This window comes from Nocardiopsis terrae, from assembly GCF_014651695.1.
Taxonomy (GTDB): domain Bacteria; phylum Actinomycetota; class Actinomycetes; order Streptosporangiales; family Streptosporangiaceae; genus Nocardiopsis; species Nocardiopsis terrae.
In genome coordinates, this window is sequence record NZ_BMXJ01000006.1 from 424,398 (window position 1) to 442,498 (window position 18,101).

The following is an 18,101-nucleotide window of genomic DNA, read 5'->3' on the forward strand; positions in this document are numbered from 1 at the left end:
GTTCGGGGTTTTCGATCACTTCGGACACACGGGCGTCCCGTGCGGTTCGGTGCTGGTACCCGCCACTGTTCTACCGGTTCGCGCGGGACGGCGCCCGCACGTTCGGCCGGAACCGGCAGAAACACCTCGGTCGCGGGGCCGGCCGTGGGCGGGTCCCGGGACGGGTGCTCGGTGCCGGCGGAGCGGGGGCGGGGGTCAGCGGTCAGCCGTAGTCCTTCTCCATCGCGTTGGAGATCAGGGTGCAGACCGCCTTGAACGCGCGGATCATCTCGTAGGCGTCCGGTGAGGTGTACCGTACCCGCCGTGCTCCGGTGCGTGTGACGCCGGGGACGACGGCCGCGGCCTGGGCGAGCTGGGCGGAGTCGACCTCGATCTCCATGGCCTTGGAGGAGGGCTCGGCCGGGCCCAGGCGTCCGGCGAGCGCCATGGCCCGTTCCGCCTCCCCGCGGATGTCGGCGGCGGTGCGCGCGGGCGGGCGGCAACGGGCGGCGTACCGGCTGACGTGGTCCTTGACCGCCACGGTGCGGGCGGCGGGCGCGTAGGCCCCCGCGTCCTCGCAGGCCCGGTCGTCGCCGGTCACCAGGATGACGGGGGTGCCGTACTCGGCGACCACGGCGGCGTTGAGGTAGCCCTCGCTGGCGGGCTGACCGTCGAGCCACACCCCGGTGATGGCGTTGGGCAGGTAGGTGTGCGCGAGCACGCCGTCATCCCCGGCCCCGCAGTGGTATCCGAGGAAGACGACGCCGTCGACGTCGCCGGTCTGGACCCCCTCGACCATGGAGAGCTCCTTGTGGCGCCCGGTGATCATGGTGGCCCGCTCGTCCAGCTCCTCCAGGAGGAGGTTGCGCATGGTGGAGTGGGCCTCGTTGACCAGGACTTCGGTGGCGCCGCCCCGGAGGAGTCCGTCGATCGCGGCGTTGACGTCGCTGGTGAACATGGAGCGGCAGCGCTGCCACTGTTCGGTCCCGGGTTCGCAGTCGGCGGGCCAGGTGACGCCGGTGGCGCCCTCCATGTCCGCGGAGATGAGGATCTTCACCCGGCAGAGCCTAGGCCCGGGACGGTCGGTTATCCACAGCCCTGAGACCCTGGGGTGGCGTCGGAAGGTGATCCGCGGTCCTGTTGACCATGGGGCGCCCGGTTCCCGACCGCTTCGTCTCCTGCCCGGAGACTCCGGCCCCGCTCCGGCCTGGCCCTGTCCCGGCGCCGGGGCGGGGGCAGGGTGTGCGCGGCCCCCGCTAGCAGTCCGGTGTGCGCGACAGGTAGAGCCTGCGCAGCAGCAGGCGCAGGGGCTCCCGTTCGGTGGCGTCCAAGGGGGCGAGGTAGTCGTCCTCGGCGCGCATGAGCGGGGCGGCGGCCTCCTCGAAGGTCCGCTCGCCGTCGGGCGTGCGCGTGACCGCCTGACGGCGCCGGTCGGCGGGGTCGCGGCGGCGTTCGGCCAGACCGCGTTCCTCCAGCCGGTCGACCACCGCCACCATCGTCGTGCGGTCCAGCCCGCTGATCCCGCACAGGGTGCTCTGCGAGAGGGGGCCTCGGACAGGAAGCCCAGTACCCGGACCTCCCGGGCCCGCAGTCCGGTCGGTTGCAGAGCCCGCTCGATCACCCGGGTCGTGTCGTTACCCAGGCGGTGGAGCAGGTACCCGGTGGAGTCGGCGATCTCGATCCGCGCGCTGCTGGTCATGGGGAGAGTGCAGGGACCGCTTGGGAGGGCGCTGATATTCCTCAAACATGATTGTCATTAGTGCTGACAATCAGTCTTCAGAAGGACTCCGTGAACCTGCTCCTCCTGGCGCGCACGGCCGCCGCGGCGATCGGCCTCGTGACCTTCGTGTACCTGCTCCACCACGACTCCTGGCGCGCCGAGAACCTCTTCCTGGTCCCCGACCTGGTCCTCTGCGCGGCTCTGGCCGCGGCCGCACTGCTACCGGCGAGGCGGGCCCGAGCAGGCCTGCTCTTCGCCTTCGGCCTGGGCGCGGGGGTCCTGATGACCTCGGCCTCCTCCTACGCGGTGCGGGGAGAGCCGGGCGCGGCGGGCGGGTGCTCTCCGACCGGAGGGACCGTTGAGGCGCTCACCCGAATTCCCCCTGTGGACGACCGCCGTGGCGGCCTCCGTCGCCGTAATCTGGAGGTCGGAGTGAGGAGGACACACATGCCAGCACGTTCCCGGCGAGCCCAGGGCAGCCCAGAGCAGAGCCCGAACGAGCGGATCAACAGGAATCCCAGAGCGATCCGGTCCGCGCTTCTTCCGGAGGAGGCGGGTGACTTCGACCGGGAGTGTCGGCGGGTGATGAACGAGGCACGGGAGAGTTTGGGCATCGCTCCGGTGAACGAGTGCCTGGATCGCTGGTGGCATGTAGCCATGTCCTCCCGTGACCCTGAAGCCCATCGCCGGATGCTGGACACTGCGGCCAAGGTGGAGAGAGGTGAGCCCGTCTGCACGGTGCCGTGGTCAGAACTCAAGGCTCGGTTGGGTTTGTAGTTGTACCGAGTCGACGTAGAAGAGATCGCCCAGGAACAGATCCAAGCTCTCCCCGAACATCTGCTCTCCGAGTTGGCCTCTCTCTTCTCATTGCTGGAGTTGCAGCCGTGGAGCGGGTTTCCCTACAACGAGCGGGTTTCCCTACAACAAGGAGAGACCCGACGCGAATACGCGTGTCCACACGATCGGCGTGGGCGGCGAGTGCGACGTCATCTACCTGGTTCTGGACGAGCAGCGACGTGTCGTGGTTCTTCGGCTCTCCTGGCTCGCCCCCTGAACACGCCGAGGCGTGTGTACGTGCGGACTCCCCGGGACCCGGGACCCGGGACCCGGGGCCGTGGGCGGCACCGGACGAACGCGGACCGGGCCCCGCCGCACCTTCGGCGCGGTCCTCGATCCTGCTCCGAGGGTGCCCGCTGTCGCCGGGGGGCGGGCGCACGGGGACGGCTCAGCGCCCGTGCGGCTGCGGTTGCCCGGACGGGGTGCGGGCGAGGGGCGGGCGCCGGTCGGTGCGGGTGGCGAGGGCCGCCACCGCCTCCTCGCGGACCTGGAGATCGGGGTCGGCGGCCAGCCGGGTGAGGAGGGCGTCCACGCCCGGGGTCGACCAGGCCGCGACGGCCTCGGCCAGGGAGGCCCGGACCAGCGGATGCGGATAGTCGGCCAGCGGGGCCAGCTCCTCCACGGGACCGCGGCGGCGCCGGCTGAACCACCCCAGCGCCTCGCGCAGCGCTGCGGCGTCCCCCCGGGTCCGTGCTTCGGAGATCCGACCCACCAGTACCCGGGGCGGGGGGACCGGGCCGTCCAGGGGGTGCGGACGGCGCTGGCGCAACCGCCTGACGCCGTATCCGCCGCGCACCGCACAGTCCGCGCAGGTGCAGGGGGCGGCGCCGTGGGAGTCGGAGAAGCAGCGCCACCCGGTCACCTGCCGGACCTCCCGGATACGGTGCACCTCGCTCCGGGCCACCGGTCGGGGCACGACCACCTCCCAGCCGCGCGGGTCCTCCAACGCGGCGATCACGCGCACCGCCTCCGCGGCGGTCACCTTCCGCGGCCCCCGCCGGTCGTCGTGGTGGCCGACCGTGACCGTTTCGCCGTCGGGCAGCCGCACGTACACCCCGACCAGGCCACGCGGCCCGTGGTGGCGGGACAGCTCCCGCAACCACTGGTGGGTCACCGTGTACGACGGCAGGACCGGGAAGCAGAACACCCCGCGCGCGTCCCCGAAACCGGTGGTCGTGCGCAGGCCGGACCGCCGGACGCGGGTGATGTTGGCGCGGGGGGTGAGGTGGACGAACATCGCCATGGCAGGGTCCCCGTGTGTCGGTCGGACGTGGTCACCGGCCGGGCGGCCGGGCTCGTACAGGGTTCTCGACACCGGCGCGGCGGCCGGGGCCCGGCGGCGCCTTCGGGGAACGAAGGGGCGGCGGCCGGGCCCTCGGGCGGCTGGGGGACGGGCACGCCCGGTTACGGCAGGGTGAGGATCTCCGCGCCGGTGTCGGTGATGACCAGGGTGTGCTCGAACTGCGCGGTCCACCGGCGGTCGGCCGTGACGGCGGTCCAACCGTCGTCCCACATGTCGTAGTCCACGCCGCCCAGGGTGATCATGGGTTCGATCGTGAAGGTCATGCCCGGCTCCATCACGGTGGTGGCGCGCGGGTCGTCGTAGTGCGGGACGACCAGTCCGGAGTGGAACTCGGGCCCCACCCCGTGCCCGGTGAAGTCACGGACGACGCCGTAGCCGAACCGCTTGGCGTACGACTCGATCACGCGGCCGATCACGTTGATCTGGCGGCCGGGGCGGCACGCCTTGATGGCGCGCATCGTCGCCTCGTGGGTGCGCTCCACGAGCAGGCGGTGCTCCTCGGAGACCTCGCCGGACAGGAACGTGGCGTTGGTGTCGCCGTGCACGCCGTCCTTGTACGCGGTGATGTCGATGTTGACGATGTCGCCGTCCCGGACCACCGTGTCGTCCGGGATGCCGTGGCAGATGACCTCGTTGAGGGAGGAGCACAGGGACTTCGGGTAGCCCTTGTATCCGAGGGTGCTCGGGTAGGCGCCGTGGTCCAGCAGGAACTCGTGACCGACCCGGTCCAGCTCGTCCGTGGTCACACCGGGCTGGACGTTCCTGCCGACCTCTTCGAGGGCCCGGGCCGCGATCCGGCTCGCGACCCGGATCCGCTCGATGGTCTCCGGAGTCTGGACGTCTCCCAGAACACCCTCCACCGGGTGCTTCCTGCCCACGTATTCCGGTCGGACGATGTGCGGGGGAACCGAACGTTGTGGCGAGATGCGCCCAGGAACCAGCGGAGTAGTCATGGACACTGATTGTAGTTCGTGGGTGCACCCTCCCGGCCGGGCCGCGGCGTGTCCGGGGCGGGTGTGAGGAGCGCCCCAGGTTCGGGTAGGTGCCCCACGTACCCGGAAGCGAGAGAGGTGGTTCGGTAGTGGGCGACGCACAGGACGACGGCTGGTGGTACTGCCTCAGACACAGCAGGGTCGAGCACGGCGCGGGCTGCCCCAACAGCCAGCGGCTCGGCCCCTACCCCGACGAGGCCACGGCGGCGCGCGCCCTGGGCATCGCGGCCGAGCGCAACGAGGCCTGGGAGGAACAGGAGGAGAACGGGGGAGACCGCTGACGGTGCGGCCGCCGGTCCGGCCGGCCGTCCCGCCCCACCCGGGGGCGGTCCTGACCAGGGGCGGGAGGGGTTGGTCCGGTCAACACCGGCCCTGTGCGTTCCTCACCGAACCCCGTTCTGACAGGATCGGCGCATGAGTGAACAGAACGCGACACAGGGCGCGGACATCTCCGGGCTGACCATCGCCGTCCTGGGCGGAACGGGTGACCAGGGACGCGGTTTGGCCCGCAGGTTCGCCCTGGCCGGGCACACCGTCTACATCGGTTCCCGAAGCGCCGAGCGCGCCGCCAAGGCAGCGGGTGAGCTGGTCGAGGCCGAGTCGACCGCCATCCGGGTGCACGGGGCGGACAACGTGGAGGCGGCCGTCCAGGGGGACGTCGTCATCGTCGCCGTGCCGTGGGACGGCCACCGCGAGCTGCTGGTGTCCCTGGCCGACAGGCTCGCGGGCAAGATCGTGGTGGACTGCGTCAACCCGCTCGGCTTCGACAAGAAGGGGCCCTTCGCCCTGGACGTGGCCGAGGGCAGCGCCGCCCAGCAGGCCGCGGAGGTCCTGCCGGGCAGCCGGGTCACCGCGGCCTTCCACCACGTGTCCGCCGTGCTCCTGCTCGACCCCGAGGTCGAGGAGATCGACCTGGACGTCCTGGTGCTGGGCGAGGACCGGGAGGCCACCGACGTCGTGCGCGCCCTGGCGGAGCGGATCCCCGGCGTCCGGGGCGTGTTCGGCGGGCGGCTGCGCAACGCCCACCAGGTGGAGGCGCTCACCGCCAACCTCATCGCGGTCAACCGCCGCTACAAGACCCACGCGGGGATTCGCATCACGGGACTGTGAGCCCCGGGCCGTGCCGCGCCGGTCGGGGAACCGGGGGCGCGGCACGGCCGGGAGGTCCGGGTCAGCCGCAGAAGGCGGCGCGCTCCCCGTCCGTCATCTGCCTCGTGGACTGGGTGACGGTGCTGCCCTGGTCGTCCGCGGGTCCTTCTGCGGTGAAGGGCGCGTACCAGATGTAGTGGCCCCACTGGCGGCTGCCGAAGTGCAGCTCGTAGGTACCGTGCACGCGCTGCATCCTGGGCCCGTAGTACACGGTGGCCACCTCGCCCGGCTGGGCGGTGATCTGGGTCCGCTGGGTCTGCGTGTGCTCCGAGCTCCACTCGTGGCCGTAGGAGACGGTGAAGCTCTGCTTGAAGATCGCACCGAACGTGGCCGTCATCGACAGGTTCACGCTGTTGGACTCGCCCGTGGTCTTGGACCAGGACACCTGGGAGAGCTGTTCGTGGTCGGTGCAGTTGTAGACCGGTGCGCCGACCTGTTCGGCGGTGTTCTGGAAGTACTCCGGGGCGCCCGAGGGGTGGAACTCGCACAGGTCGGTGCTCTCACCGCACCTCTCCAGCAGCTCCCGGACGGTCGGGGTGCCCTCGTGGTCGGCCGCGGCCGGCGCGGGGGACAGCACCAGGGCCGCCGCCACCGCGCCCGCCGCGGCACCGGCCGCGAGGCGTCTCATCGCTGTGCCCCTCCCGGGGCGGTGGGTCACGGGCACGCCGCCTCCTCCGCGTCGGTCATCGGCCGCACGTTCTGCGTGACGATCTCGTCCGGCGAGCCGGGGACGGGTCCTTCCGCGGTGAAGGGCGCGTACCAGATGTAGTGGCCCCACTGGCGGCTGCCGAAGTGCAGCTCGTAGGTGCCGTGCACGCGCTGCATCCGCGGTCGGCGCTCGACCCACCCCACCTCACCGGGGCCGGTGTTGACGAAGGTGGTCTGCGCCTCGGTGTGCGAGGTCGTCCAGGTGTGCTGGAAGGACTGTTCGTAGGACACCGAGAAGACCTCTCCGAATCCGGCCTCGGTGGTCAGGGCCAGGCCGACGCTGTTGCTCTGGGACGTGGTGTCGGCCCACTGCACGGCCATGTTCTGGCGGCCCGAGGTGCAGTTGAACACCTCCGAGCCCACGACGCGGCCGTGGGCGGAGAACAGTTCGGGCTCTCCGCCGGGGTGGAATTCGCACAGGTCCGTGGACACGTTGCACAGCTCCAGCAGCTGGCGCACCGTGGGCGTGCCCTCGTGGTCGGCGTAGGCCGGGGTCGGTGCCGTGGTGACCGCGGTCGCCACGGCGACCGCGGCGGCGGCGAGCACGGCGTACGTGCGTCTCATGTCGGTTCTCCCATCGAGCGGGGGTGGGGGAGTCGGACGTCAGCCCAGGGTGGTGGAGACGGTGCGGTCGTTCATGTAGCCGCCGATGTCGGGGGTGTTCTCGCGGTAGGGGCCGTCGCGGTCGCCGGTGCCGTCCGGTCCCGCGTGCAGCCACAGCGAGCACCGTGCCCAGGGCTGGGCCGAGGAGATGATGTTCTGCCACTCCGGGGGGAAGGTGAACCAGAACTCGATGTCGTCACCGCCCTGGCAGGTGTTGTCCCCGTGGAGGGTGAACGTGGCGCCGCCGTAGTTCCCGTGTTCGAAGTAGGTGCCGATGATCACGTTGGAGTTTCTCGCGGCTGCGAGGGTGCCGATCCGGGACCCGGACGGGGTGTGCTCCTGTTCGGCGAGGGCGCGTTCCTGTTCGGCCAGGGTGCGCCCGACGCGGTTCTCCGCCGCGTCGATCGCCTGGGCGTAGGTGTCGAAGCACTCCTGGCCGCTGCCGTCGATGTCGCCGACGCAGTGTTGTGCGGGGGAGGCGGCCGCAGGCAGGGGGGAGGCGAGGACCGAGCCGAGGGCGGCCGCCGCCAGGAGGGCGCTCGCGCCGAGTCTGCGGGGTACGGGGGACATGCGTTCTCCGGTTTCGTCCGGGGGCGGGACGTTACTTAACGCATGTTAACAGGGCGATAAGTGGGTTTCTGGTTACCGAGAGTCGCGAATGCGGGGTGCGCTGCGCCTTCGTGTGAGAAAGAAGTCCCCCGTCTCTTGGGGGACTGCGTGCCCCGCGGAAGCGCAGGGCACGCGACCTGGTGTTACGGGTGGGTCAGGAGGCCCACTCCTTGACCTTCTCGATGAGCTTGGCGGGGTTGTCGCCCACCGGGGTCACGTTGAGCTGGGTGACGCCGGCGGCCCGGAAGGCCTCCACGCGCTCGCGTACGTAGGACTCGGGGCCGACCAGGTTGGTCAGCTCCACGAACTCGTCCGGGACCGCGGCGGCGGCCTCGTCCTTCTTCCCGTCCAGGTACAGGTCCTGGATCTTCTCGGCGGCCTCCTCGTAGCCGTACCGCTGGGCGACCGTGTTGTAGAAGTTCTTGCCCTTGGCGCCCATGCCGCCCACGTACAGGGCGATCATCGGGCGGGTGAACTCCATCAGCTTCCTGGTGTCCTCGCCCTCGCCGATGGCGAGCAGGCCGCCCGCGGAGATCTCCAGCGCGCCCAGGGCCGGGTCGCGTTTGGCCCTGCCCCTGGCGAGGGACTCGCCCCACACGGTCTCGGCCTTCTCCGGGATGAACAGGTGCGGCAGCCACCCGTCGGCGGTCTCGGCGGTCATCTCGACGTTCTTCTCGCCCAGGGAGGCGACGAAGATCGGGATCGCGGGCCGGACCGGGTGGTTGATGATCTTGAGCGGTTTGCCCAGGCCGGTGCCCTTCTCCGGGGGCAGCGGCAGCTGGAACACCTTGCCGTCGTGGGTCAGGCGCTCCTCGCGGGCCCAGATCTTGCGGCAGATCTCGATGGTCTCGCGGGTGCGGCCGAGCGGCTTGGTGTACGGGATGCCGTGGAAGCCCTCGATGACCTGCGGACCGCTGGCGCCCAGACCGAGGATCGCGCGCCCGTCGGACAGGTAGTCCAGCCCGGCGGCGGTCATCGCGATCAGGGTGGGGGTCCGGCTGTACATCGGGAGGATGGCCGAACCGATGGCCACCCGTTCGGTGCGGGCGGCGAGGTAGCCCATCAGGGTGGGGCTGTCGTAGCCGTAGGCCTCGGCGACCCACACGGTGTCCAACCCGGCCTTCTCCAGTTCGACGACCTGGTCGACGGCGGCCTTGGGCTCGCCCGCGTACTGGAGCGGCATCGAGATGCGCATGTGCTGTCCTCCCGGTGGGCCGGACCCCCGGCCCGCGTAGGTGCTCGGTGTGCCGTCACTGTACTACCGAGTCCAGTTCGGTTTGTTGTCTGGCTCACCTGTTCCGGGATCCTCTCCGGGGCCGCCCCGCCCCCGGTTCCGTCGGGCCCTCCCCAGGGGTTGCCGTGGCCGCATCCGGCCAGGCCCAAGATTCCTTGGCCAACAACCCTTGGCCAATGATCCTTGGGCGTTTAGGTTCCGTCCATGAGCACCACACCTGCCGACGACCGGTCGGCCCCGGATCCCTTCGAGAACGCCGCCGTCCTGGACGCGCGCTCTCTGCGCGGCCTGGCCCACCCCCTGCGCATGCGCGTCCACCAGCTGCTCCAGAAGGCACCCGCCACCGGCAAGGCCGTCGCCGAGAGGCTGGGCATCTCCTCCGCCTCGGCCAGCTACCACCTGCGCCAACTGGAGACCTACGGGTTCATCCGGGAGGACCCGGACCTGGGCACCAGCCGGGAACGCTGGTGGCGGGCCGAGGCTCGGGGCTTCCGCCTCCCAGAACACCTGGACACCGAGGCCCCCGAACTCACCACCGCTCTGCGCCACGCCATCGCCGCGGGCTGGTCCGAGCGCCTGGGCGCGGCGGTCAACCAGTGGTCCGCCCAGCCCGAGGGCTGGCGCGAGGCCCAGTTCATGGCCGACCGCACCCTCGACCTGACCCTGGAGCAGGCGGAGGGCCTGCGCGCGGAGCTCATCGAGGTGCTCAACCGCCACGCCGCCCGGGGCGGTCCGGGGGAGCGCACGGTGCACGTCCAGCTGGCCGCCTTCCCCAGTCCCGAGCCCGGCGCCGACCCCGACGCCTGACTCCCGCCGACACCCCCACCCCGAGGAACCCCCATGAGACCGATCGTCGGCCTGATCACCTCCGAGGCCCTGGCCTACACGGGCACCAGGCTGGCCATGATCGCCATCCCCTGGTTCGTCCTGGAGACCACCGGCAGCCCCGCGCAGATGGGCCTGGTCACCCTCTTCGAACTGGGCGCCTACACCCTGGCCCGGCTGTTCGTCGGCCCCCTCCTGGACCGGGTGGGCCAGCGCGCGGTGAGTATCCGGGTGGACCTGATCGCCGCCGCGGCCCTGCTGGCGGTACCGATCCTGTTCACCGCCGGGCTGCTGCCGTTCCCGGTGCTGCTCGCCCTGGTCACCGTGATCGGGCTGGCCACGGGGCCCTCGGAGGCGGCCAAGGTGTCGCTGGCCCCGTTCGTGGCCGCCGCGGCGAACGTACGGGTGGAACGGGTCACCGGCCTGGCCGGAACGGTCGACCGGCTCTCCATGACCGTGGGCCCGATCGCGGCGGGTGCGGTGGTCGCCGCCCTGGGCGCGCTCACCGCGCTCTACGTCAACGCCGTGCTCATGGTCCTGTCCGCGCTGGTGATGGCGTTCCTCCTGAGCCGAGGCACCGAGGTGGCGGGGCCGGCCAGGACCGATCCGGAGGAGGGCGACGGCTACCTGGCCCGGCTGCACGCGGGCTGGCGGGCGGTCTGGGGCGACCTGCCGCTGCGGATGCTGGTCGCGATGATCCTGGTGACCAACATCGTGGACGTCGCGGTGATGAGCCTGGCCCTGCCGGTCTGGGCGCACGAGGGCGGCTGGGGGGCCGAGGCCGTGGGGCTGGTGGCGGGGACGCTCGGCGGCGCCTCCGTGGTGGGGTCTCTGGTCGCCGCCTGGGTCGGGCACCGGCTTCCCCGCAGGGCCGCCTTCTTCGCGGCCATGGTGATCGCCGGTCCGCCGCGCGTCCTGGTGCTGGCCCTGGACGTTCCGCTGTGGGTGGTTCTGGTGGTGTGGGCGGTCTCCGGGCTCGGCGGCGGGCTGATCAACCCGATCCTGTCCGCGGTGATCTTCGAGCGGTTGCCCGGACACATGGTCGGGCGGGGGATGTCCATGGTGGGGGCGCTGGCCCGGGTCGGCGCCCCGATCGCGGCCCCGGGCATCGGGGCAGCGATCGGCCTGCTCGGAGTCTCCCCGGTCCTGGCGGCCGGGGCGGCGGTCTACCTGGCAGCGGTTGCCCTGCCCGCCTTCGGCCGGGCCGCGAAAAGGCTGGAGCGGCCCCTGGAAGAACCGGGGACCGCTCCACAGGGAACGCAGACCCAGCGGGCCACCCGGGCCCGTCGCCGGTGACCAGTCGGAGAGACCGGTCGGGGGCCCAAACGGTCACCGAACCGTCGTGGATCGCACGCCCCCGCGCCCGTCCGACGCGAGGGGCGGCCGGATGACGGGGTTTCCCCACGTACGAAGAACCGCCGGCCGGGGCGCGATGTCTCCGGGCGGCGGTCCGCTCACCCGGGCTGCTGCCGTGGTCAGCTCACGGATCAGCTCGAGTAGGTGTGTTCCTCGGCCGGGAAACTGCCCCTGACGACCTCGTCCGCGTAGTCGGCCGCGGCGTCGCGCAGGGTTCCGGCCAGGTCGGCGTAGGTCTTGACGAACTTGGCCACCCGCGGGCTCAGCCCGGCCATGTCCTGCCACACCAGTACCTGGGCGTCGGTGGACGGGCCCGCGCCGATACCGATGGTCGGGACGGACAGCTGCTCGGTGACCTCGGCGGCCAGGTCGGCCGGGACCGCTTCGAGCACCACCGAGAACGCGCCCGCGCGCTCCAGTTCCTTGGCGTCCTTGAGCAGACCGGCGGCGGCCTCGCCCCGGCCCTGCACCCGGTAACCGCCCAGGGTGTTCACCGACTGCGGGGTCAGGCCGACGTGGCCCATGACCGGGATCCCCGCCGAGACCAGCATCTCGACCTGGGGAGCCACCGTGTGGCCGCCCTCCAGCTTCACGGCCTGGGCGTTGCCCTCCTTCATGAACCGGGAGGCCGCCTCCAGCGCCTGCTGGGGGGAGCCCTGGTAGGAGCCGAAGGGCAGGTCGGCCACGACCAGCGCCCGCCTGGTGGAGCGGGAGACGGCCGCGGTCAGCGGAACCAGCTCGTCCATCGTCACCGGGACGGTGGAGTCGTAGCCGTAGACGACGTTGGCGGCGGAGTCGCCGACGAGGAGGACGGGGATGCCCGCCTCGTCGAAGATCCGCGAGGTGAGGGCGTCGTAGGCGGTCAGCATCGGCCAGCGCTCGCCGCGCTGCTTGGCCAGGGCCAGGTCGCGGATGGTGACCCGCCGGTTGGTGACCCCGCCGTACAGGGCGTTCCCGGCGGAGGGGGTCTTCGCGGTGGTGTTCATGATGTTTCTTCCTCCGTTGTCTCGAAGCACCCGCTGGGGGTGTCCCCGGACCTGTGGACGAAAACAGTTGTCGTACGTGCTCTCGCACGCGGGTTCCCCGGAGGGAACGGTGTCGCCGTGCGGGTTGTTCCCCGCCTCCGGTTCCGGGCCGCCCGGCGGAACCGGTGCGGGAGGAACGGGTGTGCGGGGGCCGCACGCAAGCATCATCGCATGACCGGAATCCGGCCGTGTGTTTCGGTACGAGAACGGTTTCGCGCCTCCGGCCGTCCCCCGCGCCGAGCGGGGCCGGTCGCCCCGCTGCGGTCAGGGAGTTTCGGCCGCGCGGGCGGAGGCCTCGTGTATCACCCGCCAGAACAGCGCAGGGACCATCAGGAGCAGCAGACCCGCGACGACGAACGGCACCTGGAGCCCCGTCCAGCCCAGGACCCCGCCGGTGAGCGCTCCGACGGGGACGGCCGCGTGGGTCAGCAGAGCGCGGGTCATGCCCGCACGACCCAGGACGTGCACGGGGGTGACGGCCTGAATCGTGGAGACCGCGCTCACCGAGATCGCGGTACCGGAAAACCCGAAGAGCCCGAGCGCTGCCGCGCCGACGTAGACGTCGGGGAACACGCCCAGTGCCACCAGGGAGACACTGGCCAGTACGTACGCGCCGACCAGAACCCAGCCCGCACCCAGGCGTCCGATCAGGGGCCCGCACACCAGGGCGCTGATGACCGCGCCCACGGCGGCGACGGCCGTGTACACGCCGAACATGGCCTCGCTCACGCCCAGGGTCCGGGTGACGTAGAGCACCAGGATGGCTGACACCAGGCCGGTGGCGAACGCCGACATCGCGGCCGTCACGGTGAATCCCCGCTGGATCCGGTCCCCCCAGACGAACCGCAGGCCGCTGACGGCGTCCTGGGTGAGCGAGCCGCGCCCCTCCCGGGCCTCCCCCTCCTGAGCCTCCCCGTCCCGGGCTTCCCCGTCCTGCGCCTCCCCGTCCGCGTCGGAGGGCTCCGACGGCAGCGGGCGCGTCAGTACGGGGAGGGCGGCGAGCAGCAACAGCCCTCCCACGAGGTAGGTCCCGGCGTTGAGCGCCACCGCGAACACCGGTGCCGCCACGAACAGCAGGCTCGCCACCGGGCCGCCCACGAAGTCCGACGCCAGGATCCGTGCTCCTTCCAGGCGGCTGTTGGCGCTGGGCAGCAGCGGGCGCGGAACGAGGACGGGCAGTAGCGCACGGGCGGATCCGTCGTGGAGCACCTCGCAGAGCGCAAGCGCGAACGCGAACAGGCACAGCGTCCAGATCGGTGTGGCGCCCGCCCAGACCAGCACCATGAGCAGCCCCAGGAACACACACCGCAGCACGTTGGCGACGACCATCACCCGCCGCTTGTCGGTGCGGTCGACGAAGGCTCCGGCGTGCAGCCCGAACAGGACCCAGGGCAGGTAGGCCGACACGGTCAGCAGCGACACCATGAGCGGGTCGGTGGTGACGGCGGCGGCCATCAGGGGCAACAGCGTGAGCAGGATCCCGTCACCCAGGTTCGCGCTGGTGTGGGCGGCCCAGAAGCGTTGGAAGGCACCGCCCAGCCGGGCGGTGGCAGCGGGTCGCCTGGTGTCGTCCTGGAAACTAGTCACGGCTGGTGTCGAATCGGGTCGCCCTGGAGGAGGCGAGGCTCATCGGGGGGTTGGCGAAGACGGTCCTGCCCCGCTCGTCGGTTCTGGGGATTCCGGCGGAGAGCACGTAGAGCGCGGTCTCGGAGACCCCGTCCACGCCGATGAGGCCTTCCACGCCGGAGTCGCTGAACGCGGCGGTGTGGAACGGCCCCAGGCCGAGCGCGGTAGCGGTCAGTGCGAAGGTCTGTCCGAGGTGGCCGGCGTTCATCAGCATGACCCGGTAGGCCCTGGGGTGCCGGTACTTGCTGCTCATGCGCTCCACGACCGAGGTCAGGATGATGGAGAACGCCGCTTGGCCGACACCGGACTGGGAGTTGCACATGAGGGTCAACTCGTCGCGGAAGTCCCCCTCCCGGATGAGTTCCAGCGCGTGCTCCCGGACGCCGTAGTGGTAGATACCCGGACTGACGTCGGCCACGTCGGACACGGCGACGTAGGCCTCCAGTTCGTGGCGGGAGCCGCCGGAGGGGCTGGTCCGCAACATGAGTGAGCCGAACTGCTTGGCGTCGATGAAGTCCTTCAGGCCGAAGACCGCTCCCATGAGAGTGGAGAAGGTCTCCCGGTCCACCGGTTCCGCCGAGAAGTCCCGGTGGGTCCTCCTGCCGTAGAGGACCTCGCCGTAGGGGGCGTCGAGTCGTGTCTGGTTGCGGGGGAGGAACACCCGGTCGGCGTCGGGATAGTCCTTGAACAGCGGGGGAGGGAGCTCGGTCGTCAGCTCCTCCCTGATCTGATCGGTGGTCTCCACGAACGGAGCGTCCCTGGTCATGAAGTGGAACGCCGTCCCCTCGTGCGACCAGGGCCGCCATGGGCCCAGGGAGGAGGACGTGTCCCCGTCAGGGGCGTCCTCGCTGTTCAGGAAACCGAGGGAGTGCAGGGAGCCGACAGCCTCCGTCACGCTCTCCTCGTCGTAGCCGACCTCCTTGGCCGCCTGCGCCACGGTGTTCCACTCCCGGAAATGGTGGAGCAGCGCCACTGTCACGGGTTCGGTGGTGATGGTGGTCCGCGTGACCGGGTTCTTGACCAGAAGCCCGTCGGCGTTCCACGCGCACCCGATTCCCTCCACCGATTTGTACCTCATCATCTTCCTTTCTGGAAAAACGGAGGAGGCCAGCCCCGGAAAGGCTGGCCTCCCTGCCGCTGTTAGGCGGCCCTGAACTCGACGATAATGCGGAATTCTTCGACCTTCTCGATCTTGATCTGCATAATCTCTCCTTCTGGTTCCGGGATGGATCCATCCCGGGTGAGGGCGTTCCCCTTCGGGTTTTCAGCCCTCGGCTTCTGTACGTCGGGCGACGTACAGGGCTTTGATGTGATGCTCTTCGTCAAGGTCTTGAGCAAGGCCTCCGCCGTGGAATCCGCGTGCGGCGACGAACTCGAGCCCCGATTCCTTGAGGCATCGCAGGACCTGGTCGTGCGTGAAATGCCTGGTCCGGTGCCGGGTGGACAGGTGTTCCCAGCTGCCGTCGTTCTGTTCGACGAACGAGTCGGACTCAATGTCAAGCAGTCCGCCCGGAGAGAAGGGCGTCGCGGGGGAGGGGGAGAAACAGACGAAACTGCCCTCCAGGCGGCGCACCCCCGGCCCCTCCGCCGACATGCGGAAGGCCATCGTGGTGTTCATCTCCGCAACCAGGAGCCCCTGGGGTGCGAGCATCCGTTTGACCTCGGAGAACGCTGTGGTCAGCGCGTCCTCGTCCAGGAGGTAGTGAAAGGGTTCGCCTGCCGCCGCGGCTGCGTCGAACGTCCCGGGCGGGCCGGGGATGTCGGTGAGTTCCCCGACCTGGAACTCGATGCCGGACATCTCGTCCTTGTTCCTGGCGACCTCGATCATCTCCGGGGAAATGTCGATTCCGGTGACCTGGTAACCCTGTTTCTTGAGCTCGACGGAACTGTTTCCCGTTCCGCACCCGAGGTCGAGGAGCAGGGGTCCCCTCACTCCGTACTCACGGAAGAGGTCGTCGAAGAGCTGCATCCACCGGTGATAGTCCGGTGTGCGGCTGACGGCATCGTAGTGTTTGGCGAGTTCATCGTAAGCCACTCGCGGTGAAATCTGGGGGATGATTTCGGACATCTTGTGGATCTCCGTTTTTAATTTGTGCTCTTTCTGGTGGGCGACAGATTAGCGAAGGCGGATGCGGAGTAAAAGTGAGTTGGCCACATCCGGACGCTGGGGCCTCCGTTTGCAACTCTTCTCCGTGATGTTCCCAGGTGGTGGGTTTCTGGTTCCCGGTTCAAAAAACCGGGAAGCCCCGGAGTCCAAGAAAAGGACTTAAGGCCATGTTTGCCAGGATTCATGCGAGGTGACCTGTGGGGTTCCTTCGCGGGTATAGTCCGCGTACCGGTAGAGTTGCGTTTTCGGTAAGAAGGCCCCTCATCAGATGGTCGGACCTGTTCGGGTGCCCAGCCCCCGGCCGGGGACGTCCCTGGCTACAGGTGGTGGTTGATGGACGAGCAGACGGCGTATCGGCGCAGGTGGGGCGGTTTGGCGGTGCTCGTCATCTGCCTGTTGGTGATCGTGGCCGACAACACCATCCTCAACGTCGCGCTGCGCACCCTCTCCGATCCGGTCCTCGGCCTGGGCGCCAGCCAGTCGCAGCTGGCCTGGGCGATCAACTCCTACACGCTGGTCTTCGCGGGGCTGCTGTTCACCTTCGGTGTGCTCGGCGACCGGTGGGGCAGGCGTCGGCTGCTCGCGGCCGGACTGGTGGTGTTCGGCGCGGCCTCGGCGCTGTCGGCCTACTCGCAGAGCCCCGAACAGCTCGTCTGGGCGCGTGCCGTGATGGGTTTCGGCGCCTCCATGGTGATGCCGCAGACCCTGTCGGTGATCACCGACGTGTTCCCGCCGGAGGAACGCGGGCGGGCGATCGGGCTGTGGGCCGGCGCGGTCGGCCTGGCGATGGCGATCGGCCCGTCAGCGGGCGGGCTGCTCCTGGAGAACTTCTGGTGGGGTTCGATCTTCCTGGTCAACGTGCCCTTCGTGGCCGTCGGCCTGGCGCTGATGTACGTCCTCATCCCCGAGTCCAGGGACGAGGACGCCGGGCGTCCCGACGTGGTCGGCGTCCTGCTGTCCATCCCGGGGCTGGTCCTGATCATCTACGGGATCATCACGGCGGGGGAGCGGGCCTCACTGTCCGACTGGGACGTGTTCGGCTCGCTGCTGCTGGGGGTGGCGGTAATCGTGCTGTTCCTGGTCCACGAGGCGCGTACCCCGAACCCCTCGCTGGACGTGCGTTTCTTCCGCGACCCCCGGTTCAGCGTCTCCATCGCCACGATCATGGTGCTGTTCTTCAGCATGGCCGGGATCATCTTCTTCCTCAGCTTCTACTGGCAGAGCGTCCGCGAGTTCTCCCCGTTCTTCGCGGGCCTGCTGGTCCTGCCCGCCGCGCTGGGGCAGATGATCTTCGCCCCGCTCAGCCCCACCCTGGTGCGCCTGCTCGGCCCGCGCACGCTCGCTGCGGCGGGTGTCGTCGCCGTCTGCTGCAGTTTCGTCTTCTACACGCAGATCGCGGTGGACACCCCGCTGCCGCTCATCATCGGATTCTTCTTCCTCCAGGCCTCGGCGATGGCGGTGGTGCTCACCCCGGCCACCGACGCGATCATGTCGTCGGTCCCGTCGGGCAAGGCCGGAGCCGCCTCGGCGGTCCAGAACACGGTCCGCCAGATCGCCACCGCCATGGGCGTGGCGGTCCTGGGGGCGGTGATCTCCTTCCACTACCGGGCGGGGATCGCACCCACCCTGCGCACCGTGGCGGAGGAGTCCGAGGACGTGGGTCCGGGGGAGCTGCGCTCGGCCGGTGAGTCGATCGAGGGCACCATGGCGCTGGCCCGGAGGCTGGGTGCTGAAGGAGAGGCCCTGGTCGCCCCGGCCAAGGAGGCGTTCCTGGCGGGGCTGCACCTGGCGGCGCTGGTCTCGCTGTGCTTCGGCGTGGTCGGGCTGGTCGTGGTGCTGGTGTGGATGCCCCGGGACGCCGCCGTCCACCGGCCGGACCGGGGGGCCCGCGAGGCCGAGGGGAGCGGGTCGGAGCGCCCCGCGAGCTAGGCGCCCTCTGCCCTTGTCCCCCCGTGATCTTGCTACCAGGGGCAACTTCGGCGCCGAAGTTGCCCCTGGTAGCAAGATCACCGCGGAAAGGGGGGCCGT

At 70.3% G+C, this 18,101-nt stretch carries 17 protein-coding genes and 1 pseudogene; 6 read left to right on the plus strand and 12 right to left on the minus strand.

Annotated features, from left to right (window positions below):
* Positions 1–202: 202 nt before the first annotated feature.
* Both IE195_RS19065 and IE195_RS19070 read right to left on the minus strand, forming a co-directional pair.
* Positions 203–1,036 (minus strand): M55 family metallopeptidase, encoded by an 834-nt coding sequence (locus tag IE195_RS19065; protein ID WP_191273350.1) that lies wholly within the window; start codon positions 1,034–1,036, stop codon positions 203–205.
* A 199-nt stretch (positions 1,037–1,235) separates the two neighbouring features.
* Positions 1,236–1,520, minus strand: a pseudogene (locus tag IE195_RS19070) (MarR family transcriptional regulator); the annotation flags it as partial.
* A gap of 248 nt (positions 1,521–1,768) precedes the next feature.
* Between IE195_RS19070 and IE195_RS26315 the strand changes: the two are divergent.
* On the plus strand, positions 1,769–2,476 hold the full coding sequence (locus tag IE195_RS26315; RefSeq protein WP_229826302.1) for a DUF6247 family protein: 708 nt from the start codon (positions 1,769–1,771) through the stop codon (positions 2,474–2,476).
* A 448-nt stretch (positions 2,477–2,924) separates the two neighbouring features.
* Here the strand turns inward: IE195_RS26315 and IE195_RS19080 are convergent, their stop codons facing one another.
* Both IE195_RS19080 and map read right to left on the minus strand, forming a co-directional pair.
* On the minus strand, positions 2,925–3,779 hold the full coding sequence (locus IE195_RS19080) for a HEAT repeat domain-containing protein (RefSeq protein ID WP_191273352.1): 855 nt from the start codon (positions 3,777–3,779) through the stop codon (positions 2,925–2,927).
* 161 nt (positions 3,780–3,940) lie between these two features.
* Positions 3,941–4,792, minus strand: a complete 852-nt coding sequence (gene map / locus IE195_RS19085; RefSeq protein ID WP_225942373.1) for a type I methionyl aminopeptidase — start codon at positions 4,790–4,792, stop codon at positions 3,941–3,943.
* Between the two features lie 128 nt (positions 4,793–4,920).
* On the opposite strand from map, the gene IE195_RS19090 reads away from it, so the two are divergent.
* Together IE195_RS19090 and npdG are read left to right on the plus strand one after the other, a co-directional pair.
* Positions 4,921–5,112 carry a hypothetical protein gene (locus tag IE195_RS19090; RefSeq protein WP_191273355.1) on the plus strand — a complete coding sequence of 64 codons (192 nt, stop codon included), beginning with the start codon at positions 4,921–4,923 and terminating at the stop codon, positions 5,110–5,112.
* A 133-nt stretch (positions 5,113–5,245) separates the two neighbouring features.
* A complete protein-coding gene (npdG, locus tag IE195_RS19095; RefSeq protein ID WP_191273357.1) occupies positions 5,246–5,941 on the plus strand; it encodes an NADPH-dependent F420 reductase in 696 nt (231 codons plus the stop codon).
* Between the two features lie 61 nt (positions 5,942–6,002).
* Here the strand turns inward: npdG and IE195_RS19100 are convergent, their stop codons facing one another.
* The 4 genes from IE195_RS19100 to IE195_RS19115 all read right to left on the minus strand — a co-directional run bounded on the left by IE195_RS19100 (position 6,003) and on the right by IE195_RS19115 (position 9,095).
* On the minus strand, positions 6,003–6,608 hold the full coding sequence (locus tag IE195_RS19100) for a hypothetical protein (RefSeq protein ID WP_191273359.1): 606 nt from the start codon (positions 6,606–6,608) through the stop codon (positions 6,003–6,005).
* Between the two features lie 26 nt (positions 6,609–6,634).
* Entirely contained in the window at positions 6,635–7,252 is a 618-nt protein-coding gene (locus IE195_RS19105; protein ID WP_191273361.1) for a hypothetical protein, read from the minus strand.
* A gap of 39 nt (positions 7,253–7,291) precedes the next feature.
* Positions 7,292–7,861, minus strand: a complete 570-nt coding sequence (locus IE195_RS19110) for a hypothetical protein (RefSeq protein ID WP_191273363.1) — start codon at positions 7,859–7,861, stop codon at positions 7,292–7,294.
* Positions 7,862–8,054: 193 nt separating this feature from the next.
* Positions 8,055–9,095, minus strand: a complete 1,041-nt coding sequence (locus tag IE195_RS19115) for an LLM class F420-dependent oxidoreductase (RefSeq protein ID WP_191273364.1) — start codon at positions 9,093–9,095, stop codon at positions 8,055–8,057.
* A gap of 243 nt (positions 9,096–9,338) precedes the next feature.
* Here IE195_RS19115 and IE195_RS19120 point away from each other — a divergent pair, with 243 nt between their 5' ends.
* Positions 9,339–9,941 carry a winged helix-turn-helix domain-containing protein gene (locus tag IE195_RS19120; RefSeq protein WP_191273366.1) on the plus strand — a complete coding sequence of 201 codons (603 nt, stop codon included), beginning with the start codon at positions 9,339–9,341 and terminating at the stop codon, positions 9,939–9,941.
* A 33-nt stretch (positions 9,942–9,974) separates the two neighbouring features.
* The gene (locus IE195_RS19125; RefSeq protein WP_191273368.1) at positions 9,975–11,255 is read left to right on the plus strand and encodes an MFS transporter; all 1,281 of its coding nucleotides are present in this window, start codon (positions 9,975–9,977) and stop codon (positions 11,253–11,255) included.
* Between the two features lie 191 nt (positions 11,256–11,446).
* Here IE195_RS19125 and panB read toward each other — a convergent pair whose 3' ends face one another.
* The 4 genes from panB to IE195_RS19145 form a co-directional block, all read right to left on the minus strand.
* On the minus strand, positions 11,447–12,301 hold the full coding sequence (gene panB, locus IE195_RS19130; RefSeq protein WP_191273370.1) for a 3-methyl-2-oxobutanoate hydroxymethyltransferase: 855 nt from the start codon (positions 12,299–12,301) through the stop codon (positions 11,447–11,449).
* 303 nt (positions 12,302–12,604) lie between these two features.
* Positions 12,605–13,927 (minus strand): MFS transporter, encoded by a 1,323-nt coding sequence (locus tag IE195_RS19135; RefSeq protein WP_191273372.1) that lies wholly within the window; start codon positions 13,925–13,927, stop codon positions 12,605–12,607.
* Positions 13,920–15,044, minus strand: a complete 1,125-nt coding sequence (locus IE195_RS19140) for a SagB/ThcOx family dehydrogenase (protein WP_191273374.1) — start codon at positions 15,042–15,044, stop codon at positions 13,920–13,922. Before IE195_RS19140 ends, IE195_RS19135 begins: the two co-directional genes overlap by 8 nt.
* A gap of 186 nt (positions 15,045–15,230) precedes the next feature.
* On the minus strand, positions 15,231–16,001 hold the full coding sequence (locus IE195_RS19145) for a class I SAM-dependent DNA methyltransferase (RefSeq protein WP_191273376.1): 771 nt from the start codon (positions 15,999–16,001) through the stop codon (positions 15,231–15,233).
* A 405-nt stretch (positions 16,002–16,406) separates the two neighbouring features.
* Here IE195_RS19145 and IE195_RS19150 point away from each other — a divergent pair, with 405 nt between their 5' ends.
* On the plus strand, positions 16,407–18,002 hold the full coding sequence (locus IE195_RS19150) for an MFS transporter (RefSeq protein WP_191273378.1): 1,596 nt from the start codon (positions 16,407–16,409) through the stop codon (positions 18,000–18,002).
* Positions 18,003–18,101 lie beyond the last annotated feature (99 nt).

Excerpts from the sequence above, each read along its gene's own strand:
- npdG (WP_191273357.1), top strand. The coding sequence starts at position 5,246 with ATGAGTGAACAGAACGCGACACAGGGCGCGGACATCTCCGGGCTGACC.
- panB (WP_191273370.1), bottom strand. The coding sequence starts at position 12,301 with ATGAACACCACCGCGAAGACCCCCTCCGCCGGGAACGCCCTGTACGGC.
- IE195_RS19110 (WP_191273363.1), bottom strand. The coding sequence starts at position 7,861 with ATGTCCCCCGTACCCCGCAGACTCGGCGCGAGCGCCCTCCTGGCGGCG.
- IE195_RS19100 (WP_191273359.1), bottom strand. The coding sequence starts at position 6,608 with ATGAGACGCCTCGCGGCCGGTGCCGCGGCGGGCGCGGTGGCGGCGGCC.
- IE195_RS19080 (WP_191273352.1), bottom strand. The coding sequence starts at position 3,779 with ATGGCGATGTTCGTCCACCTCACCCCCCGCGCCAACATCACCCGCGTC.
- IE195_RS19115 (WP_191273364.1), bottom strand. The coding sequence starts at position 9,095 with ATGCGCATCTCGATGCCGCTCCAGTACGCGGGCGAGCCCAAGGCCGCC.
- IE195_RS19140 (WP_191273374.1), bottom strand. The coding sequence starts at position 15,044 with ATGAGGTACAAATCGGTGGAGGGAATCGGGTGCGCGTGGAACGCCGAC.
- IE195_RS19125 (WP_191273368.1), top strand. The coding sequence starts at position 9,975 with ATGAGACCGATCGTCGGCCTGATCACCTCCGAGGCCCTGGCCTACACG.
- map (WP_225942373.1), bottom strand. The coding sequence starts at position 4,792 with ATGACTACTCCGCTGGTTCCTGGGCGCATCTCGCCACAACGTTCGGTT.
- IE195_RS19120 (WP_191273366.1), top strand. The coding sequence starts at position 9,339 with ATGAGCACCACACCTGCCGACGACCGGTCGGCCCCGGATCCCTTCGAG.
- IE195_RS19150 (WP_191273378.1), top strand. The coding sequence starts at position 16,407 with ATGGACGAGCAGACGGCGTATCGGCGCAGGTGGGGCGGTTTGGCGGTG.
- IE195_RS19105 (WP_191273361.1), bottom strand. The coding sequence starts at position 7,252 with ATGAGACGCACGTACGCCGTGCTCGCCGCCGCCGCGGTCGCCGTGGCG.